This window comes from Streptoverticillium reticulum, assembly GCF_047456005.1.
Classification (GTDB): domain Bacteria; phylum Actinomycetota; class Actinomycetes; order Streptomycetales; family Streptomycetaceae; genus Streptomyces; species Streptomyces reticulum.
In genome coordinates this window covers 737,443-759,309 of sequence record NZ_CP179755.1, presented here as the reverse complement: position 1 = coordinate 759,309, position 21,867 = coordinate 737,443, and the positions used below count along the sequence as shown (strand labels likewise).

Here is a 21,867-nt window from a genome sequence, read left to right as displayed (position 1 = left end):
TAGGACCGATCGGCCCTACGGGGACCGCAGCGCGTCGACCGCGATCCGGGCGGCGGTGCCGATGACGGCGTCCGCTGCCGGAAGCGTGGCGGCGGTGCTGGCGGCGCGGGTGAAGACCGCGACGGCGTAACGGCCGCCGTCCGGGTACTCGACGACACCGACCTCGTTGCGCAGGGTGGGCAGGCTCCCGGTCTTGCCCGCGACGTGGACGTCGTCGAAGGGGAAGCCGGAGGCCAGCCGGTGCGGCCAGACCTGAAGGCCCATCAGACGACGGATCGCCGCGCCGTGTTCGGCGGGGCAGGCCTCGTCGCGCCACACGGAGCCGAGCAGGCGGGTCATCTCGCGCGGGGTGCTGCGGTTGGTGCGGGCGGGGTCGAGAGCCGTCAGCCGGGCGACGACCTGCGGATCGGTCAGTGCCCGGGCCTGGCCGGGACCGGCGTCCTCCCTGACGGTGGCCAGCATCTCGTGGAACGTGTGGACGGCGTGCGTCCGCGTCAGCCCGAGGCCGGCCGTGGCCGAGTTCACCGCATCGAGGCCGACCCGGTCCAGGAGAAGGTCGGCGGCCGTGTTGTCGCTCACGGCCATCATCAGGTAGGCCACGTCCCTCAGGGACATGCGGACGGTGTCGAGCATGGCGGCGAGCCCCGTGGGACCTGCGGTGCGGCCGGCCGGCGGGCAGGCGATCTGCTCGGTGAGATCCACGCGCCCTGCCGCGGCCTGCTGGTGGAGGGCGACGAGCAGGCAGAGCTTGTGCACGCTGGCGGTGACGACCGCCTCGTCCGCGCCCGCGTCGACCTCCGCGCCGGAGTCGATGTCGAGCGCGTGCAGCCGGCCGGTGACGCCGGCTGCGGCGAAGGCCGCGTGGATGCGGCGGCGGGTGGTGGTCGTGGTCGTCACAGCCAGTACTCCGATGCCGGGCGCAGGTAGAGCGGCCGCGCGGGTTCCTCCGCGCCGCCTGCGGCCGCGTCCAGCAGGGCGCGGGTGGTCGCTTCGGTGAAGGCGCCGACGGCGGCGTCGCCGCGCCCTCGGGGCCAGGCGACGGAATGCCGCCAGGTCAGGGGAGCCCCCGCAAGGGGACGCCAGACGATGTCCGGGTCCCCTTCGGCGGCGCGCGTGCTGTGGGCGTCCTTCGGGCTGAACGCGACGGCGCCCGCCGAGAGGATCAGGCCGCGGACGAAGCTGGTGCCCTGGCCCTGCCGGACGACGGTGGGCGTGTAGCCGTTGCGGGCGCACGTGGTCAGGATGTCGTCGTGGAGCGCCGGAGCACCGGAGCGGGGGAAGAGGACCAGTTCGTGTCCGTCGAGGGCGGCGAGCGGGACCTTGTCCAGCGCGGCGGCGGGTGCGTGGCGCGGGAGCAGCACGCCCACCTCGCGGCGCAGCACCGGGCCCAGTTCGAGACCGGTGATGTCGCAGGGGTGGTGGATGAGCCCGACGTCCAGATCGTGCGAGGCGAGCCGGGCGAGCTGCTGGGCGGTGGACAGCTCGTGCAGTTCCAGCTCGACACCGGCGTGGCGCTGCCGGAAGCCCGCCAGGATCGCGGCGACGGTCTCACCGGAGATGTCCGGCGGCAGCGCGGCGCGCAGCAGCCCGCTCTCCCCGTCCCGGATGCGGCGGGCGGTGGCCATGAGGGCCTCGGACCGGGTGAGCAGTTCACGTGCCTCGTCCAGCAGCAGCGTTCCGGCCTTCGTGATCGTCACCTGTCGGCTCGTGCGCTCGAAGAGGCGCACCCCCAGTTCGCGCTCCAGGCGCTGGATGCGCTGCGAAAGCGGTGGCTGGGCGATGCCCAGACGTGCTGCGGCACGGCCGAAATGTGACTCTTCTGCAACAGCCACAAAGCATTCCAGGTGCCGGATCAGGTCCATGAGCAGGAAGCATATTGCTTTTTAATCAATCTCTGATCGATATGACTCTTGGACATGCGGTGCGGGCCGCTGCTCTCCTCGTCCCGTGAGTACGAACGAAGGTCCGTCGAGGACCGAAGCCGAACGCCCCGCCCGGAAACGCCGCAGAACCGGCCCGGTGATCCGGACGGCCGGTGCGGCGGCCCTGGCCCTCGCCGTCGTCGCCGGTGGCGCGTACGCCGCCGAACTGGGCCCCTTCGCCCCCGGCCCGCCCGTTCCCGACCCCGACGCCACGGCCCAGGCACGGGCCTTCCTGGTCGACTGGGCCGAGGGGCGTCTGCCGAACGCCGGCGAGCGCACCACCAGCCCCGGCAAGGCCCAGGAGGTGCTGCGCAACTTCACCGCCGGACTCGGCATCGACAAGCCGACCCTGACCGCGCATTCGGCCACGGTCGCCGAGGACGGCACCGTCAGCGTCCCGTTCACGGCCGCCATGCCCGTCGCCGACCTCGGCACGTGGACCTACGACGCGACCCTCCCCCTGCGCAAGCAGGAGGACGGCTCCTGGAAGGTGGCCTGGGCGCTCTCCGTCGTCCACCCGCACCTGAGCGACACGGAGAAGTTCCGGCTGGACCGCGAGGGCGGCGACGGGGCCAAGGTGACCGACCGTGCGGGCCGCGCGCTGTCCAAGGACACGTATCCCTCCCTGGGACCCGTGCTCTCCCAGGTCGCCCGCGCCGCCGGAGCCGGTCCGCGCGGTGCGATCCAGCGCGTCGACCGCGCCACCGGACAGGTCAAGGACACCGAGGCCACCTTCGGCAAGAAGCCCGCCCGGTCCGCCGACCAGCCCGTCGGGACCACCATCGACTCCACCTGGCAGGCCGCCGCCGAGAAGGCCCTCGCGGCCAAGGCCGACGGCAAGAATGCCGCGCTCGTCGCCCTGCGGGTCGACAACGGCGAGATCCTGGCCGTGGCCAACTCCCCTTCCGGATTCAACCGCGCCGTCTCCGGCACCTATGCGCCCGGCTCCACCTGGAAGATCGTCACCACGAGCGCGCTGATGCTCAAGGACGCGGTCAAGCCCGACGACATCGTGGACTGCCCCAAGTACCTCACCGTCGGCAAGCAGTTCCACAACGTCGAGACGTCCGAACACCGCAACGCGACGTTCCTCAAGGACTTCACCGAGTCCTGCAACACCGCCTTCATCAGCCTGCGCGACAAACTCGGCGACCGCGAACTCGGCGATGTCGCCAGGAAATACTTCGGCGTCGGCCAGCAATGGCACACCGGCATACCGTCGTTCGACGGGTCCGTTCCGGCTCCCCGCGACGAGACGGAGAAGGCCGCCTCGATGATCGGGCAGGGCCGGGTGCTGGCCAATCCGCTGATCATGGCGTCCGTCACGGCCACCGCGGCCTCGGGCACGTTCCACCAGCCCACGATCACGCGCGGGAACAAGGACACGACGACGACCTCCAAGCTCCCGCAGAACGTGGTCGACCGGCTGAAGGAGATGATGCGCGCCACGGTCACCGACGGCACGGCGAAGGTCCTGGACGGCCTGCCCGGCGGCGTCGGCGCGAAGACCGGCACCGCCGAGGTCACCGAGGACGCCCCCAACAACGGCTGGATCGTGGCCCAGCGCGGCAACGTCGCCATCGCGTGCGTCGTCGAGCAGGGGAAGACCGGCGGCGCCTCGGCAGGGCCCATCGTCCGGAGCCTGCTCTCCGACGTCCCCGGCGACCCGTCATGACACGTACCGCGCGGGCCCACCCCGACCGTATCCACCGCACGACCGCGACGGGACAGTGATGAACGGGCCGATCAGACACATAGCCGTCTTCTGCGGGGTCACCGTGATGGCCCTTCTCCTCCGGGCCACTTGGGTGCAGTTCGTCCAAGGCGACACCCTGGCCAACGAACCGCACAACCGGCGGGTGCGGATCGAGGCGTTCTCCCAGCCGCGCGGCGACATCATCGTCGGGGGAGAGGCCATCACCGGTTCCGAGGCCACGCCCGGCTCGGACTTCCTGTACAAGCGGGTCTTCAAGGACGGCCCGCTGTACGCGCCGGTCACGGGCTACTTCTCCCAGGCGCAAGGCGCGACCTTCCTGGAAGGCGTCTACAAAGACCTGTTGAGCGGCAAGGACGACCGGCTGTACACCGGTCCCCTGGACGCGTTGACCGGTAAGAAGCCCCGGGGCGGCGACGTCGTCACCACGATCGACCCGGCAGCGCAGAAGGCCGCCTACAAGGGGCTGACGGACCTGAACGCCAAGGGTGCCGTGGTCGCCCTGGACCCGCGCACCGGCAGGATTCTCGCCATGGCGAGCACGCCGTCCTACGACCCTTCCGTCTTCGCCGGCATGTCGAGGAAGGAGGGGGAGACGTTCCAGAAGCTGGACAAGGACACGGACAAGCCACTGAGCAACCGCGCGATCCGCGAGACCTATCCGCCCGGATCCACCTTCAAGATCCTCACGGCGGCGGCCGCCCTGGAGAGCGGGGCCGTCACCGACATCAACGCCTCGTCCGGAGCCCCGTCTCCGTACCGGCTTCCGCTCAGCACGACGAAGATCGGCAGCGTCGTCCCCGACTCCCAGTGCGACCGCGTCTCGCTGAAGACCGGCCTGCAGTGGTCGTGCAACAACGTCTTCCTCGACGCAGCGCTCAAGACCGGCAAGGACAAGATGCGCGAGACGGCCGAGAAGTTCGGCTTCAACAAGGAGCAGTTCACCCCGGTGCGCACGGTCGCGAGCGCCTACCCCGACAAGCTGGACAAGCCGCAGACCGCGCTGACCGGCATGGGACAGGGCAGCCTGGCCAGTACACCGCTCCACATGGCCATGGTCACCGCCGGACTGGCCAACAACGGCAAGCTGATGAAGCCGTACATGGTCGAGGAGCTGCGTGGCGCCGACCTGTCCACCGTCGAGAAGACCGAACCCGAGGTGCTGAACCAGGCCGTTTCCGAGGACACCGCGAAGAAGGTGCAGGAAATGATGGAGTACACGGTGACCGATGGCACCGGGGACAAGGTGCGCATCGACGGCGTCACGGTCGGCGGCAAGCCGGGCACTGCGCAGCACGGCGCCGACGTACGCGACGAGCGTCCGTACGCCTGGTTCGTCTCCTACGCCAAGCTGAAGGACGGGTCGTCCCCGGTCGCGGTCGCCGTTCTCGTCGACCCCAAGGACATGAGCATCTCCCGTTCCGACATCGCGGGCGGGCGGTTGGGCGCGCCCATTGCCAAGGCGGTCATGAAGGCCGTGCTGGACCACCAGTAGCCGACCGGCAACACCAACGGCCAGTACTGCAGGACCGGGTGAAATCGGTGACCGGACGGATACTCTGGGACTCCTGGCCGGCCGCGGTCCGAAACGAGGCCTCTCGTGTCCCCTTCGACGAGCAAGCAGCTCGACCGCTTGGCCGACACCCTGCGGCGCACCGTCGATGCCGACCGGGTCGTCACCTCCGGGCCCGACTACGACGCCGGCGCAACCGTGTGGAACGGCGCGGTGCCGCACCGCCCCGGCGTGATCGTCCGGTGCACCGGACCGGCCGACGCCCGGGCGGCGGTCCTTGCCGCGCAGGAGTTCGGCCTGCCGCTGTCGGTGCGCGGCGGCGGCCACGACTGGGCCGGCCGGGCACTGACCGACGGCGGCGTGACCGTCGACCTGTCCGGCCTGCGCCATGTGCAGGTGGACCCCGCAGCAGCAGTGGCGCAGGTCGCCGGCGGCGCGACGGCCGCCGATCTCGTCACCGCCGCCCAGCCCTTCGGCATGACCGCAGCGGCCGGAACCGCAGGAGCGGCCGGCATGGTGGGCCAGAGCCTGGGCGGCGGATACGGCCCGCTGAGCGGCCGGTTCGGACTCGCGCTGGACAATGTGCTCTCCGCTGACGTCGTGCTCCCCGACGGCTCGCTGGTCACGACCGATGCCGAGCAGGAACCGGACCTGTTCTGGGCGTTGCGCGGCGGAGGCGGCAACTTCGGCCTGGTCACCGCGATGCGCGTCCGGCTCCACGCGGTGCCGACGCTCCTGTCCGGCACCATCCTGTTTCCTTGGACGCAGGCGGCCACCGTGCTGGCCCGGCTGGAGGAGTTCGTGCCCGACGGGCCGGACGAGTTGACGGTGCAGTGCGGCATCCTCGACGGCCCGGAGGGAGCGCCCGTCGTGTTCGTCGCCCCGACCTGGAGCGGCGACGACGCCCGCGCGGGCGAACGCGCCCTGGCACAACTCCAGGCCCTCGGCGAGCCCTTGATCGCCCGACTCGGCCCCACCACCATGCCCGACCTGCTCGCGGGCACCGACGCGCGTTTCCCCTTCGGCAGGCACGTCGAGATCCGCCCGCGAATCGTCGCCGCACTCGACTCCTCGGTACGGGCGGCCCTCCACGACGCGGGCAACGCCCTGACCTCGCCCCTGTCCGCCGTCTCCCTGCACAGCCTGCACGGCGCCGCGGCCCGCGTGCCCGCGATGGCAACGGCGTTCGCCAACCGCACCCCCCACCTCACGGCGGAGGCCATCGCCGTCTGGGAACCGGGCGACGCCCGAGAACATGAACACCGAGCCTGGGCACGCAGTCTGTCCGCCGCGCTGAGACCTGCCGCGCTGCCAGGAGGCTGCCCCGACCTGCTCGGGCCCGACGAGACCGAACAGATCGCACACGCCTACGGGTTGAACGCCGAACGACTTCTCGCAGCCAAGCGCCGATTCGACCCCGACGACGTCTTCCGCGCCACGTCGCTGCCCACCCGGCCCGGGACTCCGCCCGACCGGGCCCCGGAAGCAGGGTCGAGCGTCAACCGTTCGTGACCGTGGCGGGCGGCCGTCCGGCCGGGGGCACCGTGTCGGGCAGCGGCTCGTCGGCGCGCAGGGCCTCCCACAGCGCGCGGGCGTCCTTGTCGACCGGTACGACACGGTTGCGGTCGATGGCGTCCTCGGTGACCGGGAGCGTCACCATCTGCAGGTCCGCGGGGCCGAGCCCCGACAGGCTCCGGGCGAGTCCGGCCAAGGCCTTCACGGAGGCGAGGGAGCTGTCCGTGGTGAGCGCACCGGTGGCCGTGTCGGCCAGGTCGTACAGCTTCTTGGGGCTGGTGAGCAGGCCGACGTCCTCGACCCGGGCGATCAGCGCCTTGACGAAGGCCTGTTGAAGGCCGATGCGCCCCAGGTCGCTGCCGTCGCCGATGCCTTTGCGGGTGCGGACCAGGGCCAGGGCCTGCTCGCCGTCGAGGGTGTGCGCGCCGGCCCGGATGTCCAGGTGACTGTCCTTGTCCCTGATCGGCTGCTCGATGGTGAGAGGCACACCGCCGAGTGTGTCGACGAGCTTCTTGAAGCCGGCGAAGCCGACCTCGACGAAGTGGTCCATCCGTATCCCGGACATCGCCTCGACCGTCTTGACCGCGCATGCCGGGCCGCCCACCGTGTACGCCGTGTTGAACATCTGCCGTTCGCGCGCCGGAGCGGTCCCGCCGTCCGGTGTGGGGCACTCGGGACGCTCCACGAGCGTGTCACGGGGAATGCTCACCACGCTCGCCCTGTCACGTCCCGGGTGGAGGTGCACGATCATGGCCGTGTCGGAGCGGGCGCTTCCCTCGTCACGCCCGTAGGCCTCGTTGTCGCCCGAACGCGAGTCGGAGCCGAGCACGAGGATGTTCAGTCCGCCGCTGTCGGCGGAGTCGGGCCGGTCCGTGCCGAGTTGGGCATCGAGGTCGACGGAGTCGATATTGCCGTTGAGCTTCGCGTACAGCAGCGCGGTGGCGGCTCCGGAAACGATCACGAGTGACGCCGCGCCCCACGCCCCGTACTGCAGGGTCTTCCGCTGACGGGCCCTGGATTTCTTCCGCTTCCCCATGACCTGTCACCCCGCCTTCGGGAAACTGAAGCCGTATCCCTGCTCCTTGAGCCAGGGCAGCAGCTCCTCGAGGGCTTCCATCGTCTGGGAACGGTTGCCGCCACCGTCGTGGAGGAGGATCGTGGGACTCTGGGACAGCTGACGTTTGACCCGCTGAAGGATCGTCGTGCTGCCGGGCCGCATGTAGTCGCTCGGATCGACGTTCCAGCCGAGATTCCGCATCCCGTTGTCCGCAGCTGTTCGGCGGCTGTCCGGGGTGAATGCGCCGCCGGGTGCCCGGTAATAATGGACCTTCGCGCCGCCGGAGGCCGCCTCGATGAGCTTCTTGGCATCGAGGATCTCTTTCTGCTGGTACTCCACGGACTTCTTGTCCATGGCGGTGTCGTGGCTCATCGAGTGGTCACACAGCCGGTGACCCGCCGCGACGACCTTCTTCACCAGGTCCGGATGTGCCTGCGCGTTCGGCCCGGTCATGCAGAACGTCGCCTTGGCGCCGTTCTGCCCGAGCAGTTCCAGCGCCCGGGGGGTCCACTCCGGATCCGGTCCGTCGTCGAGGGTGAGATTGACGGCTTTCCCGTCGTCCTCCGTCTCGTGCACGATGTCCGGATCCACCTGATGCGGTTCTGTCTTCGGCGATGGCCCGGCCGACGCTCCGCTCTTGTCCGGCTCCCTGGTTCCGCCCTCCGAGAATGCCGCCATCGCAATGAGCGCGGCCACCAGGGCCACCACGCCTGCGGCCAGCTGTATTCGCTTGTTCCTGTACATCTCAGTCGCCCGCATGCAACCGCCCGCTTCTCGTATTTCCTTGCGTGCTGCGCCCTGTCGAGAACTACACGAAAAGACGGGCTATGCGGAGAGCTGTCATCGATCCATCACAAAACGGGAGTCCGGCCATCATCAACAGGGCCGCCGGGCGGCCCATAGCCGCAAGCGCAGCGCAGTATCACCCGCCGGGACGGAACCGCGGGCGCCAGGTCTCGTGGACGGATCCGTCCGGGGCGACGACGCCGATCTCCGGCCACTTGTCGAAGGCGGAACAGGGGTGGGAGATGCCCAGCTGTACGACGTCCCCGACGGCCAGGCCGGAGGCGTCGGTGAGGACCAGGTGGTGGTCGAAGATCTGCGTCGCGGTGCCTGCCGCACCCGGCGGGCCCACCAGCACCGGCAGCCCTGCATCGTGCGGCAGTTCCCGCTTGCCGGCGCCGACGACGGCCAGTCCCGGTTCGGGTACGGACACCACGACCGCGCGGACGGTCAGCGCGGGCCGGAGGCCGGGGACGGGAGTGACCTGCTGATAGGTGCCGTGGTCGTGGGTGACGTAGCAGCCCGAGCGCAGGACGCGCACCGGCTCGCGGCCGGGGGAGCGCTCGCCCGGCTCGCGGCAGGCGTCGGCGGCCAGGTCGGGGAAGGCGGAGCCGCCGATGGTGAAGACGGGCGGTCCGGCGGTCACCAGCGGTGCCAGCGCGCGAAAGGCCTCGGCGGCGGTGCGGCAGTGACCGGTGACGGCGGCGAGCGTGGCGGGGTCGCGGCGGTTGGGGCGCACCCCTTCATAGGCTGCGACGCCGGCCAGGGTCACGCAGCCCGGCGCCGTGGCCACGGCACGGCCGAGCGCGGAGGCCGCCCCGGCGCTGCGCACGCCGGTGCGGCAGCCTTCGGCGCCCACGTCCACGAGGAGACGCAGCGGCGTGCGGACGCCCTCCAGCGCGGCGACGGCGCGGGCCAGGCCGACGGCGGAATCGGTGAAGGCGTACAGCTCCAGGCCCGCCACCGTCTCCAGCCAGGCCCGGATCCGGGCCAGACCCGCCTCGTCCACCACCTCGTTGGCGATCATGATGCGGCGGACGCCCCACTCCAGGGCGACCTCGGCCTGGTCGACGGTGGCCACCGTGACGCCCCAGGCCCCGGCGGCGAGCTGCCGTTCGACGATCTCCCGGGTCATCGTCGTCTTGATATGAGGACAGAGCTCAAGGTCGCGCTCGCGGCACCAGCGGGCCATCAGCTCGGTGTTGTGCTCCAGGGCGGCCAGGTCGAGACGCAGCTCAGCGGTCATCACGTTCTCCACTATCTCGTACGGTCCGTCCACTATCCTAGACATAGCTGTTCCGTTTCCGGACAGCGTGTATCGCTTACTGGACAGGGAGGGGCCGATGGGACAGGCCGGCGAACCGCAGGAAGATCAGTCCGGGATCGGACAGCATCTGCGACGTGAACGCCTGGACAAGGGGTTCACCCTGGAACGTCTCGCCGAGGCGACCGGGCTGTCCCGCAGCTATCTCAGCAATGTCGAGCGGAACGTCAACAGCCCGACGATCAACACCTTGCGGACGATCGTCGACGCCCTGGGCGTCACGCTCAGCCGCCTCTTCCACGAGATCGACCGCCGCGAGCGGCGCGTCGTGACCCGCCCGGACCAGCGGGTGGAACTCACCCGGGCCGGGGTGGACGGCGTCACGTACACGCTGCTCAACCCGGCCTCGGGCGGCCGCCTGGAGCTGATGATGCTGGAGGTCGCGCCCGGCGCGTCCTCGGGCAGTCAGGCCCACACCCATGTCGGCGAGGAGGCGGGTGTGCTGCTCAGCGGCGAACTCGACTACTGGGTCGACGGAGTTCACCACCGCCTGCACCCCGGAGACGCCGTCAGCTTCGCCTCCACCACCCCGCACCGCTACCACAACCCGGGCACCGAGCCGGCGGTGTGCGTCTGGGCGGAGACACCGCCCGGCTTCTGACGGGGCGCGAAGATCCGCCGGACAGGCCCTAGTCGCGCAGCGCGTGGTTGTTCCACGTCCCGGCATGGATCTCGTTCCACATCTCCGTCCACCACTGCCGCCCGGACTTGCCGGTGATCTCCACGAGGATGTCGTCCGGCGAAGTGGAACCGTTCTGGTGGATGCGGTTGTTGAGCCGCATGATGATGCCCTCGCCCGCCGACTGCCGGTTGACGATGTAGTTCAGCATGTACGCGGTCGGGTTGTAGCCGCCGTTGTAGTCCGCCCCGTTCGGAGTGCCCGGCTTCTCGTGGACGTTGTAGACGTACTTGCGGTAGTAGTCGGCGATGCCCTCCAGCAGCCACCCCTCGCGCACGTTCGCGTCCTGCACCTGGTGCGTCAGCTCGTGGACCAACAGGCCGATGTCACCGGGGTTGTTCATGACCTGGCTGGGCCGGATGACGATGGTCTTCTTGTTGTCCCACTCGGGACGGGGATTCGGGTCCCACACCGCGGCCGCGCCCGATCCGGGGGCGAAGTACGAGGCGTCGAAGACGACGTTGATGTACGGCTTGACCCCGTAGGCGCCGCCGGTCAGGACCTGCTGGATCCTGGGGTACTGGTCCAGCAGCAGGCCCTTGTTCGCCTCGTACCAGGCCATCAGGCGGGCCGGGTCGTAGCCGCCCGCGTCGATGACCTTGCCCCGGATGTCCACCTGGCCGACGGGCGGGGCGGTGGCCTCGTCGAGGTTCCACAGCTGCCGTGCGTCGTTCGCGTCGCACGGTCGGGCCTCGATGCCCTGGTCGCCGTTGCGGTCGCCGATGCGGGCGAGGCAGCGGTCGCCGCCCTCGGAGTTGTGGAGCAGCCATGCCCGGGAGCCGGCGACGGCCTGCAGCCACCACTGCTGGTTGGGCCGGCCCACGTTGTTCCACAGCCCGACGCTGTTCGCGCGCAGGTCGCGGTCCACCACGGTGTTCGTGCCGGGAACCGTGATCGACCAGTTGCCGTTGGTGTCGTTGAGCTGCCATATCTGCTCGCTGCGCCGCTCGTCCCAGTCCCTCGTGTGCACTCCGGCGCCGTTGGCCTTGGAGTCCCACTGGAGGGCTCCGCCTGCGTAGTTCGAGATGCGGTACTGGTGACCGGAGGTGGGGAGCCGGTGGTCGTCGGCATGTGCGGCCGTCGAGGTAAGTCCCGCCAGCAGCGGAACGGCGGTGGCGACGACGACGGCGGACGCGACGGTGCGGCGGCGGTGGGTTCTGTGCACGGTTGACGCTCTCCTTCAGGGGTGTCCGCGGCCCGGTCGTGGGCCGCGGACATCACCGTCCGGCAGCGGAGTCAACAACGGGTCAACGTGTGCCGTGGGCGTGCCGATGAGGCGCATGTTCCACAAGTGGTGACAGTTTGTCTATGCCGGGCCTGCAGGATCCCTCCCGTGCCGCACCGCCCCCACCGGCGTCGGCACGGAACCTGCTCGCCCACCCCATGGAGGACACGCTCACCATGAAGCTGCTCGGTGCCACCCTGAAGGGTGCCGCTGCCGCCCTCGCGGCTGCCGCCCTGTTCGCCGCGTCGCCCGGCACGGCCTCGGCCGCGACGACCGAGGTCGTGAACCACACCAACGCCGGGGCCGGCTCCAAGACGTTCGCCCTCACGATCGACGACGGCCCCAGCCCCACCTGGACGAACCAGGTCCTCGACCTGCTGAAGGACCGTCAGGTCACCGCCACCTTCTGCGTCATCGGCGACCACGCCCGCCAGTACCCCGACCTCGTCAAGCGCATCGTCGCCGAGGGCCACCACCTCTGCAACCACTCGATGCACCACGTGAACCCCACCCGGCAGAGCCCGGACCAGGCGCGCGCCGACCTCCAGCAGGCCTCGGACGCGATACACGCCGCCGCCCCCGGCGCGCAGATCGACTACTACCGCGCGCCGGAGGGCGGTTGGACGCCGGACATCCAGCAGTACGCCGCGAGCCAGGGCATGCAGCCGATCGGCTGGTCCGTCGACACCCGCGACTGGGAGACGCCGGGCGTCGACGCGATCTTCCAGAACTACAAGCGGGAGTTCCAGGGCGGCGGAGTGATCCTCATGCACGACGGCTCCCAGGAGAACGACCGCAGCCAGAGCGTCGAGGCCATGGGCAACATCCTGTCCGACCTGGCCGACAACGGCTACACGGACGACCTCCCGGCCGTGCTCGGCTGATCCGCACACCACCGACAACTCATACGACTCAGGAGAATTCAGTGAAGCTCGCCAAGAAGATCAGCACCGTCCTGGCCACTGCGGCCCTGACCGCGGGCCTGGCCACGACGGTCGCCCTCCCGGCCCACGCCGACGGCGGGGTGCAGACCTGCACCGCCTCGTGGTACGGGGCGCCCGGCGAGATACCGCAGGGCTGGCCCACCGCCAGCGGCGAGCCGTTCGACGCCGAGGCGATGGCCGCTGCCAGCCGCGACCTGCCCTTCGGTACGCAGGTGCGCGTCACGAACACCGACAACGGGCAGTCGGTCACCGTCCGCGTCAACGACCGGGGCCCGACGGACACGAGCCGCTGCATCGACCTGACCAGAGGCGCGTTCAGCCGGATCGCCGACACGGACAAGGGGCTGACGCAGGTGACGCTGGAGGTCGTGGACAACTGACCGCGGAATGCGGGACGCGTCGGCTTCCGGGCTCGCAAGAGCCCGGAAGCCGACTGTTCTGCCCGCTGCTCCGGTCGAGTGGCTTCGCGCCGCCAAGCGCATGGCAGGGAGCTTCTTCGGGCCGCCGCCCTCGTTGGGCGCAAGGGGTCTTGTTCAGCCGGAACGCCGTGGTACGGCGTGAATGAAGAGGAGAATTCCCGTGCGTCGGATGAGTATCGCCCTGGCGGCCGCCCTTGCGGTCGGTGGAATGGGAGCGTCGGCGGCCGCCGCCCAGGCTGCGCCCGCTGCCCCTGCCGCAGTGCTGGTGCCCGGTGAACAGCCGCCCTGGCCCTACGCGGACTGCCTCGACGCTGCCAAGCAGCACAAGGAGACCCCCGAGTACGCCAAGTGGCACTGCGACGAACTGGTGAAGAAGGGCTGGATCAAGCCGCCGAACCCCGGGCCGCAGTCGAAGGCGAAGCCGAAGAAGAAGCCGGCGCCTCAGCCGAAGGCGTCCAAGCCCGCCAAGCCCGCGAAGGGGAAGGCCCCGTCGAAGGCCCCGTCACACGCCCCGCAGCCCAAGAAGAAGGCCGGGGCGCAGCCCAAGCAGGCTCCCCAGCCGGCTAAGCGACGCTGATCCGGTAGGCGAAGGCCGTCACGCTCAGGACGCCGTTGGTCACCCGCTCCTCGAACGGGACGGTGAGGTGATCGGTGGAGGCCGGCGGCGTTATCTCCAGGTAGGAGGCGTGCAGCACGCGCGTGCCGTCGGCGACGGCCCACACCAGGTCGGCCTCGGCCGACTGGCCGGGCTGGAGGAAGAGGGTCTGCTTGCCCGGGTCCTGGGCGAAGTACGTGCTGCCCCACCGGGTGTCGGCCCCCAGCGGCCGGTGCCCGGTGTCCTCCAGCTCCAGCCCCGGGTAGCCGCGCAGTGCGCAGGTGCGGTCGGAGGTGTTCGTCAGCCGGAGCAGCTTGCCCCGGTGGGACATGCCGACCTGCTCGGGGTCGGTGCTGGTGAGTTCGGCCCGCAGGCCGGACGTCCGGCAGGTGGCGGTCATTTCGCCCGGGGAGGCCGGGGAAGCCGGGGCGGCCGATGCGGCCTGGGCGCCGGCGAGCACGGTGCCTGCCGCGAGCGCAGCGGCCGCGACGGCCGCTGCGGCCGCCTTCCGGAGGGTGTCGCGCATGATGGAGTGTCCCTTTCCGTGTGACATGTCCACCCAGTCGATCACCTCGTCGCCGGACTGAACACCTCACCTTCACGCCATTTCCCGGGCGTTCCCGGGCTGGCCTACGCTGCAGAGGACGGCCTGCCGCGGGCGGTGCCGCAATGTGCCGAGGATGTGAGTGAGCTGTTCATCAAGATCTGCGGGCTGCGGACCGCCGAGGACGTGGACGCGGCCGTGACCGCCGGTGCCGACGCCGTCGGGTTCGTCTTCGCCCACAGCCCGCGCCGCGTCGACGCCGCGACGGCAAGGGAGTTGGCGGCACGCGCCGGGGACCGGGTGCTCACCGTCGGGGTCTTCCGCGGCCAGCCGCTGGAGGAGGTGCGGGAGCTGTCCGCCGCCTCCGGGATCCGGGCCGTGCAGCTGCACGGGGACGAGGGCTCCGAGTACTACGAGGCCCTGCGCCCGGAGGGCTACACGCTGGTACGGGCCACCGCACCCGCACCGGAGCGGCCGGAGTCCTGCGGTGCACTGGGGGAGGACCTGTTGCTGCTGGACGCCCCGGCGCCGGGGGCCGGGCGGCCGTGGGACTGGAGCGATCCCCGGTTCGCGCCGCCCGCCGGGCGGTGGGTGCTCGCCGGCGGACTGGACGCGGGCAACGTCGGCCGGGCCGTGCGCACGCTCTCGCCCTGGGGAGTGGACGTCTCCAGCGGGGTCGAGGTGCGGCGCGGCGTGAAGGACCCGGCGCTGATCACCGAGTTCGTGCGGGTGGCCAGGGAGGCCTCTGCCGCGAACGGGTGAGGGGGCCGTAACTCGGCCATTCGGCCAGAAATTGTTTTCCAATGGCGACTGGTCCGGATCCGTTCGGTGTTCGTAGTTTTCCCTTGTGAACACCCCTGCGACCGAAAACCCCGGACCCGTGCTGGCCGCACAGGACATCGACCGCTATTTCGTCTCGCCCGAGGGAGAGGTGCTCCACGCACTCGGCGGGGTCTCCCTGGCCGTGGAGGACGGGGAGTTCGTCTGCGTCGTCGGCCCCTCCGGCTGCGGCAAGTCCACTCTGCTGCGCGTCCTCGGCGGCCTCGACGAGGCCTCGGGCGGCAGCGTCCGGCTGCGGCCGGGGCTGTCGGTCGTCCCGCCGGTGGCCTTCGTCTTCCAGGATTTCGGCGTCCTGCCCTGGCTCACCGTCCGGGCGAACGCGGCCTTCGGCCTGCGCATGGCGGGAGTCGGCCGGGGGCTGTCCGAGCGGGTCGCCGACCGGTGGCTGGGCCGCGTCGGCCTGTCCGAGTTCGCCGACGCCTATCCCGGCCGGCTCTCCGGCGGCATGCGCCAACGCCTCGCGCTGGCCCGGGCGTTCGCCTCCGGCAGCCCGGTGCTGCTGATGGACGAGCCGCTGGGCGCCCTGGATCCGCAGACCCGGCTGGAGATGCAGGAGCACCTGCTGGAGCTGTGGCAGCTGGAGCACAAGACCGTGGTCATGGTGACGCACTCCATCGACGAGGCGCTCCTGCTCGGCGACCGGGTCCTGGTGATGTCCGGCCGTCCCGGCACGGTGACGGACACCTTCACGGTGCCCTTCCCGCGCCCGCGCACCCCGGGGATCCAGGACACCCCCGCCTTCGCACGCCTGCGCGTCCGCGTCCGGCAGGCGCTCCGCGGCCCCCGCATCCCGGCACAACGCACGGACGACGCGGACGCCGGCACCGGGGGAGGCGAGGAATGAGCACCCGCCCGCAGACCGCCGCCGGAGAAGAGGCCGTCCGTACGGCCGTTCGCGGGGCGCGCCAGGACGCCGCCCGTGCCGCCGTCCTCGGCGTCGCCGTGCCGCTGTTGCTGCTCACTGGCTGGGAGGCCGCCGCGCGCACCGGTGTCATCGACGCGCTGCTCTTCCCACCGCCCTCGCGCATCGCCGCTCAGCTGGCCGCCATGACGGCCGACGGCGAACTCGGTGGCCACCTCGCGGCCACCCTCGGCCGGCTGCTCCCCGGCTACGCGCTGGGCGCGCTCGCCGGGGCGCTCACCGGCTTTGCGATGGGGGTGTCCGCGACCCTGCGCGCCGCCCTCGGGCCGCTGTTCGCCGCGCTCTACTGCCTGCCGAAGATCGCCACGCTGCCCCTGCTGCTGCTCGTCTTCGGACTGGGCGAGACGCCCAAGGTGCTCTCCGTGGCGATCACCGTCTTCTTCGTGACCCAGATCAACACCCTCGCCGGGGTACGGCGGATCGACACGCGTGTCCTGGAGACCGCCCGGTCCTACGGGGCGTCCGGACCCAGGCTCCTGCGGTTCGTCCTGCTGCCCGGGGCCGCCCCGGCGATCCTCACCGGGCTGCGGACCGCGGTCGGGCTGGCCGTCGTGGTCGTCGTGGCGGTCGAGTTCGTGGACTCCGAGAACGGTCTCGGCTTCCTGATCTGGAACTCCTGGACCCTCTTCCAGCCCGACCGCATGTACGTGGGGCTGGTGACCGTCGCCGTGCTGGGGGCGGTGCTGTCCGCGGCCCTGGCCCTGGCCGAGCGGTGGCTGCTGCCGTGGCAGGCCGCCCGGCCCCCGCTGTTCGCCCCCTGGCGGGCCCGTACCCCCAAGCCCTGACCGGGCCCGCTCCACCTTTTCCCCTTCCCCCCTCACCCGGCTCCCGAAAGGAACCGTCCCGTGCGCCGCCGTATGCCGTCCGCCGTCGCCCTGTTGCCCGCGCTCGCCCTCCTTGCCGCCTGCCAGAGCAGCGGCGGGAAGGCGTCCGGGGGCGACGCCTCCGGGCCCACCCGTGTGACGGTGGCGCATGTGCCGTCCACGCTCTTCGCCCCGCTCTATCTCGCCCAGGCCAAGGGCTACTTCAAGGAGCAGGGACTCGACGTCGACCTGCGGAAGGTGCAGGCCGGGCAGGACGCGGTCCCGCTGGCCGGCACCGGGAAGGTGGACGCCGTCGTCGCCGGGTTCTCCGCCGGCCTGTTCAACGGCATGGCCCAGGGCCTGAAGGTGAAGGTCGTCGCCTCGATGGGCGCCTCCACCGGAGCCCGGCCCTCGCCCACCGCCCTCGAAGTCGCGAAGCGCGTGCTGGACTCCGGAGAGGTCAAGAACACCACGGACCTCAAGGGCCGCAAGGTCGCGGTGGCGGGCGGTGCGGGTGCCGCCGGCGGATACCAGCTGGCCGCGACCCTGCGCGGGGCGGGCCTGACGCTCAAGGACGTCACGGTCGTCAACGTCGCCATCCCCGACATGCGCAGCGCCCTCGCCGACGGCGGCGTCGACGCGGCCCTGGCACCGGCGCCGTTCACCACGGCCATGGAGGAGGCCGATGTGGCCGAGCCCCTGGCGGTACCGCCGCGCGGCACCTCCGCCACCGGCGTCGTCTTCGGCACCGCGTTCGCCGGGAAGCCGGCCGCCGACAAGTTCCTGACCGCGCTGCGCAAGGGCGCCGCCGATCTGCAGGGCGGCGGCGCGACGTCGGAGGAGACGGTGGGCGTCCTCGCCAAGGCGACGGGGCAGAAGGCGGAGGTGCTGCGCAAGACGCCGCCCTATCAGTGGGATCCCCGACTTGCGCCCGACACCGGCCAGTTGGATGCCCAGAAGCAGGCGTACCGGGATGCGGGGTTGCTCCGCTGAGGGTGGTTGATTTTCGGCTGCGGGTCCGCTGTGGCTGGTCGCGCAGTTCCCCGCGCCCCTGACGGGGCGCGCACACGTTTGCCTTGAGAAGGAGTGCCCGTGCAACGGATCGACCTCTCCCTGCCCGGTCCGGCCTCGCACCGGCGGGGGCGGCGTCGGTGGATCCCCTATGCCGCAGGCGGGGCCACTTTGTTGGCGGCTCTGGGTGTCACTGCGCTCATCACCGTAGGCAGCGGCCCCAACGCGGCCATGAGTCTTCCCGATGCCGGCGGCGCTGCCGACGGGCTCGGTCATAGCCCCGACTCCACGGATCGGGAAGAGAGCAAGAGCACGTCCGCTGCTGTCGTGACCGCCATACCTCCGAGCCCTTCCAAGGTGCCCGCCACGACGAAGTCCGGCCGCAGCGCCACGAGCGCCTCCGCCACCCCCGGTGGCGGTGCCACCTCCCGTACCCCCTCTGCCGCGGCCCCCACCGACGGCACCCTGCGCCGCGGCGACTCCGGTGCGGCCGTCCACGACATGCAGTACACGCTGTGGCGCCTCGGCTTCTACCACGGGCGTCAGTACGGCTCGTACGACGCGGACACCGCCGCCTCCGTCCGGAAGTTCCAGGAGTGGGACGGGGTGCGCGGGGACGTGGCGGGGGAGTACGGGGCGAACACCCGTCGCGCGCTGCAGACTTGGGCCGCCCGGCTCTGACGGCCTCACCTCGCGGACGGAGCCGCCGTCTCCGGCAGTACCCGGTCCCACGCCGCCGGCGCGAGGACGAAGCGGGCCCGGAGGACGAAGCGGTCCGCTCCCGCCCAGCCCGCGGCGAGGGTTCCGCCGGCTCCGGTGACGGCCTGGTGCAGCGCGTCCAGTCCGGCGGGGGCGAAGTCCTCGTGGATGCGGGGGCCTTCGGCGCGCCCGTTCGCCACCTCCAGCTCCACCGCGTCCGCGGTGAACCCCAGCCGGGCCGTGACGGGAGCGCCCGACGCGTGCTTGGCCGCGTTGGCCAGTGCTTCGAGGGCCACCCGGTACACCATCCGCTCGATGCGGACGGGGAGTTCACGGGGCGTCCCGGTCGTCTCGAACGCGAGCTCCACGCCGATGGTCTCCATGTTCCGCGCCAGTCCGGTCATGAGCTCGGTGTAGGAGATCAGGGAGGCCGTGCTGTGGTCCAGCGCCTCCCGCCGGCCCTGCAGCACCTTCGCGGATTCCCTGAGGTCCGCCATCACCCGGCGCGCACCGGCCTCCACGGCCAGCGCGGTCGGGCGGGCCGTGTCCGGGAGTCCGGGTGTCCGCAGCAGGTGACCGGCCTGCAGGACGAGCGCGGTCACCTCGTGCCCCATGCCGTCGTGCAGGCCGGAGACGATGCGGCTGCGCTCCTCCAGCAGGGTGTGCCGGGCCGCCTGCTCGACGGACAGTTCCACCTGGGCGATTCTGCGCCGCAGTTGGACGATTGCCGCGTTGCGGCGACGCATGAGTTCACCGATGACTGCCGGAATGGCGATCGCCGTCAAGGCCCGGAAGTCGGTGACGACGGTGGCCGGAGCGAGGGCCTGCGTCCAGATGCGGCCCGCCTGGTAGGTGAGCACCATGCCCCCGCACAGGGCGTAGCGGGAGCGGCCGCCGTACTGGGCGAGCGTGTAGGCCGCGAAGACCATCAGGGTGCGGTCGTCGGTGACGAGCGTGGCGCCGACGGCGGCGACCGCGCACAGGGCGGGCAGGCGACGACGGGCCAGGAAGGTCAGCGAGGCACCCAGCCCGACGGCGAGCGAGATGCCGTAGTTGTCGACGAGACCCGTGCCGAGGGTCTTGTCGTCCAGGACCAGGACGGACAGGATTCCGGCCAGGGCGACCGTGCCGATGTCGGACGGTTCGCCGTACCGGCAGGAACCCCTCGTCAGCTGCCGCCCCGTCGCCCACATACGCATTCCGCTTCGACTCGCTCTCCATTCGGACAAGAACGGCCACGCTGTCATACCGAACGGTCGGGTATGTCGGGCAAAAGGTGAACGGAAAGGGGAAGAATTCAACCAGTCGGGGACTGCGTTCCCTGGGCGAGGCCCATCTCGTAGGCGATGATGGCCGCTTGGGTGCGGTTGTCCAGTCCGAGCTTGGCCAGGGTACGGGAGACGTACGTCTTCACGCTCGCCCCCGACAGGTGCAGGGTCCGGGCTATCTCGGCGTTCGTCATCCCCGCACCCACCAGGGCCAGCACCCGGCGCTCGCCCTGGCTCAGCAGGGACAGCTTCTCCCCGGCCCCGTTCACCCGGATCGGCGTGTGGTCGGCGGCCCGGCGCACCAGGCTCGTCAGCACCTCCGGCGCCACCACCCGGCACCCCGAGGCGACCGTGTGCAGCGCCGCGAACAGCTCCTCCGGCCGCAGGTCCTTCAGCAGGAAGCCGCACGCCCCGGCCTCCAGCGCTTCGAGCACCCGCTCGTCCGTGTCGAACACGCTCAGCACCAGCACCATCGGCGGCTCGGGCAGCCGCATCAGCCGGCGCGTGGCCTCGACGCCGTCGACGCGGGGCATGTTCAGGTCCATCAGGACCACGTCCGGCCGGTGCACCGCCACCTGGCTCAGCGCCTCGGCCCCGTCGCCCGCCTCGGCGACCACCTCGAAGTCGTCCGAGGAGTCCACCAGCATGGTCAGGCCCATGCGGATGATGGCCTGGTCGTCCACGATCACTACGCGGATGGACATGAGTCCCCTTCGGTCTCGGTTCTCACGGGTCATGGTCGTGCAGGGCGTGGTCACGGCGCGGGCGCAGGTGCGGGCGGCTCCGCCGGGACGGGCAGCTCCGCCCGCACCCGGAAGCCCCCGTCGCGCAGCGGCTCCGCGCTCAGCAGGCCGCCTGCCTCCGCGGTCCGCAGCCGCAGCCCCGTCAGGCCCATCCGGCCCGAGCTGCGCAGCGCAACGGCCCCGGACGGTGGCCCGTTGCGCACCTCCAGCACGACCTGCTCGTCCTCGAAGGAGAGCTCGGCCGAAACCGCCGCGCCGGGCGCGTACTTGGCCGCGTTGGTGAAGGTCTCCCGGCAGATCCGGTACAGCAGCCGCTCGGTCTCCGCGGGCAGCGGCCGGGCGGTGCCGTGCAGCCGGTACTCGGCGGCCATGCCCACGGCGGACATGTTGCGCACCAGCCCGCCCAGGAACTCCGCGCAGCTGGTGGGGCCGGTCAGCGCAGCCCGGCGCCCGTCGCCGTCCCGCAGCACCTCCAGCATCTGCCGCAGGTCGGCCATCACCCGGTGCGCCGCCTCCCGCACGGCGACCGCCCCCTGCCGGGCCTCGCCGGGCAGGCCCGGCACCCGTTCGAGCGCGCCCGCCCGCAGCGCCAGGAAGGTGGCCTGGTGGCCGATGTGGTCGTGGATGTCGAAGGCGAGCCGGGTGCGCTCCTCCAGCAGCGCGAACCGCGTGGCGCTCTCGACGGCGCTCCCCGACCGCTCCAGCCGTTCCTTGAGCAGTTTGCGCACCGAGCGCTGGTGCCGGACGAGCCCGCCGAAGACGGCCGGGAAGGCGATCTCGACGACGACCCCGTAGTACAGCTGCGCGGTGCTGGTGTCGGCCATGCCGATGGAGTGCCGGGTGACGAGGTAGATCACGGCCACGACGGCCACGAGCCCGAACCGTGACCGTCCCCCGTAGTGCGCGACGGCGTACGAGGCGGCGAACAGCGGGGTCCGCTCGTCGGAGGCGAAGCTGGCGGCCAGCCCGGCGAGCAGGCAGAACTCGGGCGTACGGCGGCGCAGCACCAGCGTGGCCGCGGCGGTGACGGCGATCGCCGAGGAGAGGCAGTAGCCGTGCACCAGGCCGGTGGCGCTCAGGGAGTGGATCTGCAGGCACGACGCGACGGCGACGAGGAGCGCGATGCCGGTGTCGCAGAGCAGGTCCCGGAGCGGGCCGTCGGAGGCGGCCGGGAGCAGCGGGCGCCGCCACGCGGAGCGCACGGCCGCGGCCAGGGACGCGAGGCGTCCCGGGCGTGGGGGAGCCGGGACCGGGGGCCGGGCCGGGCGCGTCCGGCTGCCGGCGAGGCCGTCCGGACGGAGGGAATGTTCTGCGTTCATGTGTCTGCCCCTGTGCACCGGACGTCGG

At 71.4% G+C, this 21,867-nt stretch carries 22 protein-coding genes; 12 read left to right on the top strand and 10 right to left on the bottom strand.

Features of this window, described 5'->3' with window-relative positions; genetic code table 11:
• Positions 1–15 precede the first annotated feature (15 nt).
• Together ACMATS_RS03395 and ACMATS_RS03390 are read right to left on the bottom strand one after the other, a co-directional pair.
• Positions 16–897: a serine hydrolase gene (locus ACMATS_RS03395; protein ID WP_414166817.1), complete on the bottom strand. Its 882-nt coding sequence runs from the start codon at positions 895–897 to the stop codon at positions 16–18.
• Entirely contained in the window at positions 894–1,862 is a 969-nt protein-coding gene (locus tag ACMATS_RS03390) for a LysR family transcriptional regulator (RefSeq protein ID WP_390781661.1), read from the bottom strand. The genes ACMATS_RS03395 and ACMATS_RS03390 overlap by 4 nt, the downstream gene beginning before the upstream one ends.
• Before the next feature lie 85 nt (positions 1,863–1,947).
• On the opposite strand from ACMATS_RS03390, the gene ACMATS_RS03385 reads away from it, so the two are divergent.
• The 3 genes from ACMATS_RS03385 to ACMATS_RS03375 all read left to right on the top strand — a co-directional run bounded on the left by ACMATS_RS03385 (position 1,948) and on the right by ACMATS_RS03375 (position 6,661).
• Positions 1,948–3,597 carry a penicillin-binding transpeptidase domain-containing protein gene (locus tag ACMATS_RS03385; RefSeq protein ID WP_414166816.1) on the top strand — a complete coding sequence of 550 codons (1,650 nt, stop codon included), beginning with the start codon at positions 1,948–1,950 and terminating at the stop codon, positions 3,595–3,597.
• 58 nt (positions 3,598–3,655) lie between these two features.
• Entirely contained in the window at positions 3,656–5,131 is a 1,476-nt protein-coding gene (locus tag ACMATS_RS03380; RefSeq protein ID WP_414166815.1) for a peptidoglycan D,D-transpeptidase FtsI family protein, read from the top strand.
• A gap of 105 nt (positions 5,132–5,236) precedes the next feature.
• On the top strand, positions 5,237–6,661 hold the full coding sequence (locus ACMATS_RS03375; protein WP_414166814.1) for an FAD-binding oxidoreductase: 1,425 nt from the start codon (positions 5,237–5,239) through the stop codon (positions 6,659–6,661).
• Here the strand turns inward: ACMATS_RS03375 and ACMATS_RS03370 are convergent.
• From ACMATS_RS03370 to ACMATS_RS03360, 3 genes are all read right to left on the bottom strand, one after another.
• The gene (locus ACMATS_RS03370; RefSeq protein ID WP_391152253.1) at positions 6,648–7,700 is read right to left on the bottom strand and encodes an LCP family protein; all 1,053 of its coding nucleotides are present in this window, start codon (positions 7,698–7,700) and stop codon (positions 6,648–6,650) included. The genes ACMATS_RS03375 and ACMATS_RS03370 overlap by 14 nt on opposite strands.
• A 6-nt stretch (positions 7,701–7,706) precedes the next feature.
• Positions 7,707–8,480 carry a polysaccharide deacetylase family protein gene (locus ACMATS_RS03365; RefSeq protein WP_414166813.1) on the bottom strand — a complete coding sequence of 258 codons (774 nt, stop codon included), beginning with the start codon at positions 8,478–8,480 and terminating at the stop codon, positions 7,707–7,709.
• Positions 8,481–8,643: 163 nt separating this feature from the next.
• On the bottom strand, positions 8,644–9,750 hold the full coding sequence (locus tag ACMATS_RS03360; protein ID WP_414166812.1) for an alanine racemase: 1,107 nt from the start codon (positions 9,748–9,750) through the stop codon (positions 8,644–8,646).
• 97 nt (positions 9,751–9,847) lie between these two features.
• On the opposite strand from ACMATS_RS03360, the gene ACMATS_RS03355 reads away from it, so the two are divergent.
• Entirely contained in the window at positions 9,848–10,429 is a 582-nt protein-coding gene (locus tag ACMATS_RS03355; RefSeq protein ID WP_390781654.1) for a helix-turn-helix domain-containing protein, read from the top strand.
• Between the two features lie 28 nt (positions 10,430–10,457).
• On the opposite strand, the gene ACMATS_RS03350 is transcribed toward ACMATS_RS03355, so the two are convergent.
• Positions 10,458–11,672, bottom strand: a complete 1,215-nt coding sequence (locus ACMATS_RS03350) for a basic secretory protein-like protein (RefSeq protein WP_414166811.1) — start codon at positions 11,670–11,672, stop codon at positions 10,458–10,460.
• Positions 11,673–11,815: 143 nt separating this feature from the next.
• Here ACMATS_RS03350 and ACMATS_RS03345 point away from each other — a divergent pair, with 143 nt between their 5' ends.
• The 3 genes from ACMATS_RS03345 (at position 11,816) to ACMATS_RS03335 (ending at position 13,672) form a co-directional block, all read left to right on the top strand.
• A complete protein-coding gene (locus ACMATS_RS03345) occupies positions 11,816–12,616 on the top strand; it encodes a polysaccharide deacetylase family protein (RefSeq protein ID WP_414166810.1) in 801 nt (266 codons plus the stop codon).
• Between the two features lie 41 nt (positions 12,617–12,657).
• Complete coding sequence (locus ACMATS_RS03340; RefSeq protein WP_390781651.1) at positions 12,658–13,056, top strand: septal ring lytic transglycosylase RlpA family protein; 399 nt, start codon at positions 12,658–12,660, stop codon at positions 13,054–13,056.
• Between the two features lie 199 nt (positions 13,057–13,255).
• Positions 13,256–13,672, top strand: a complete 417-nt coding sequence (locus tag ACMATS_RS03335; protein ID WP_414166809.1) for a hypothetical protein — start codon at positions 13,256–13,258, stop codon at positions 13,670–13,672.
• On the opposite strand, the gene ACMATS_RS03330 is transcribed toward ACMATS_RS03335, so the two are convergent.
• Positions 13,659–14,216, bottom strand: a complete 558-nt coding sequence (locus ACMATS_RS03330) for a DUF4232 domain-containing protein (RefSeq protein ID WP_414166808.1) — start codon at positions 14,214–14,216, stop codon at positions 13,659–13,661. The genes ACMATS_RS03335 and ACMATS_RS03330 overlap by 14 nt on opposite strands.
• A 165-nt stretch (positions 14,217–14,381) precedes the next feature.
• On the opposite strand from ACMATS_RS03330, the gene ACMATS_RS03325 reads away from it, so the two are divergent.
• From ACMATS_RS03325 to ACMATS_RS03305, 5 genes are all read left to right on the top strand, one after another.
• On the top strand, positions 14,382–14,996 hold the full coding sequence (locus tag ACMATS_RS03325; RefSeq protein ID WP_391152314.1) for a phosphoribosylanthranilate isomerase: 615 nt from the start codon (positions 14,382–14,384) through the stop codon (positions 14,994–14,996).
• A gap of 85 nt (positions 14,997–15,081) precedes the next feature.
• On the top strand, positions 15,082–15,918 hold the full coding sequence (locus ACMATS_RS03320) for an ABC transporter ATP-binding protein (protein ID WP_414166807.1): 837 nt from the start codon (positions 15,082–15,084) through the stop codon (positions 15,916–15,918).
• Entirely contained in the window at positions 15,915–16,781 is an 867-nt protein-coding gene (locus ACMATS_RS03315; protein WP_414166806.1) for an ABC transporter permease, read from the top strand. Before ACMATS_RS03320 ends, ACMATS_RS03315 begins: the two co-directional genes overlap by 4 nt.
• Before the next feature lie 60 nt (positions 16,782–16,841).
• Positions 16,842–17,792 (top strand): ABC transporter substrate-binding protein, encoded by a 951-nt coding sequence (locus ACMATS_RS03310; RefSeq protein WP_414166805.1) that lies wholly within the window; start codon positions 16,842–16,844, stop codon positions 17,790–17,792.
• A gap of 345 nt (positions 17,793–18,137) precedes the next feature.
• Positions 18,138–18,491: a peptidoglycan-binding domain-containing protein gene (locus tag ACMATS_RS03305; protein WP_414166804.1), complete on the top strand. Its 354-nt coding sequence runs from the start codon at positions 18,138–18,140 to the stop codon at positions 18,489–18,491.
• 5 nt (positions 18,492–18,496) lie between these two features.
• Here ACMATS_RS03305 and ACMATS_RS03300 read toward each other — a convergent pair whose 3' ends face one another.
• The 3 genes from ACMATS_RS03300 to ACMATS_RS03290 all read right to left on the bottom strand — a co-directional run bounded on the left by ACMATS_RS03300 (position 18,497) and on the right by ACMATS_RS03290 (position 21,839).
• Positions 18,497–19,702, bottom strand: a complete 1,206-nt coding sequence (locus tag ACMATS_RS03300; protein ID WP_414166803.1) for a sensor histidine kinase — start codon at positions 19,700–19,702, stop codon at positions 18,497–18,499.
• Positions 19,703–19,806: 104 nt separating this feature from the next.
• The gene (locus ACMATS_RS03295; protein WP_390781643.1) at positions 19,807–20,481 is read right to left on the bottom strand and encodes a response regulator transcription factor; all 675 of its coding nucleotides are present in this window, start codon (positions 20,479–20,481) and stop codon (positions 19,807–19,809) included.
• Positions 20,482–20,531: 50 nt separating this feature from the next.
• On the bottom strand, positions 20,532–21,839 hold the full coding sequence (locus ACMATS_RS03290; protein ID WP_414166802.1) for a sensor histidine kinase: 1,308 nt from the start codon (positions 21,837–21,839) through the stop codon (positions 20,532–20,534).
• Positions 21,840–21,867 lie beyond the last annotated feature (28 nt).

What these genes read in the sequence shown, in the direction of transcription:
- ACMATS_RS03380 (WP_414166815.1), top strand. Translation starts at nt 3,656, where the DNA reads ATGAACGGGCCGATCAGACACATAGCCGTCTTCTGCGGGGTCACCGTG.
- ACMATS_RS03295 (WP_390781643.1), bottom strand. Translation starts at nt 20,481, where the DNA reads ATGTCCATCCGCGTAGTGATCGTGGACGACCAGGCCATCATCCGCATG.
- ACMATS_RS03365 (WP_414166813.1), bottom strand. Translation starts at nt 8,480, where the DNA reads ATGCGGGCGACTGAGATGTACAGGAACAAGCGAATACAGCTGGCCGCA.
- ACMATS_RS03330 (WP_414166808.1), bottom strand. Translation starts at nt 14,216, where the DNA reads ATGCGCGACACCCTCCGGAAGGCGGCCGCAGCGGCCGTCGCGGCCGCT.
- ACMATS_RS03390 (WP_390781661.1), bottom strand. Translation starts at nt 1,862, where the DNA reads ATGGACCTGATCCGGCACCTGGAATGCTTTGTGGCTGTTGCAGAAGAG.
- ACMATS_RS03360 (WP_414166812.1), bottom strand. Translation starts at nt 9,750, where the DNA reads ATGACCGCTGAGCTGCGTCTCGACCTGGCCGCCCTGGAGCACAACACC.
- ACMATS_RS03290 (WP_414166802.1), bottom strand. Translation starts at nt 21,839, where the DNA reads ATGAACGCAGAACATTCCCTCCGTCCGGACGGCCTCGCCGGCAGCCGG.
- ACMATS_RS03370 (WP_391152253.1), bottom strand. Translation starts at nt 7,700, where the DNA reads ATGGGGAAGCGGAAGAAATCCAGGGCCCGTCAGCGGAAGACCCTGCAG.
- ACMATS_RS03300 (WP_414166803.1), bottom strand. Translation starts at nt 19,702, where the DNA reads ATGTGGGCGACGGGGCGGCAGCTGACGAGGGGTTCCTGCCGGTACGGC.
- ACMATS_RS03355 (WP_390781654.1), top strand. Translation starts at nt 9,848, where the DNA reads ATGGGACAGGCCGGCGAACCGCAGGAAGATCAGTCCGGGATCGGACAG.
- ACMATS_RS03345 (WP_414166810.1), top strand. Translation starts at nt 11,816, where the DNA reads ATGCCGGGCCTGCAGGATCCCTCCCGTGCCGCACCGCCCCCACCGGCG.
- ACMATS_RS03315 (WP_414166806.1), top strand. Translation starts at nt 15,915, where the DNA reads ATGAGCACCCGCCCGCAGACCGCCGCCGGAGAAGAGGCCGTCCGTACG.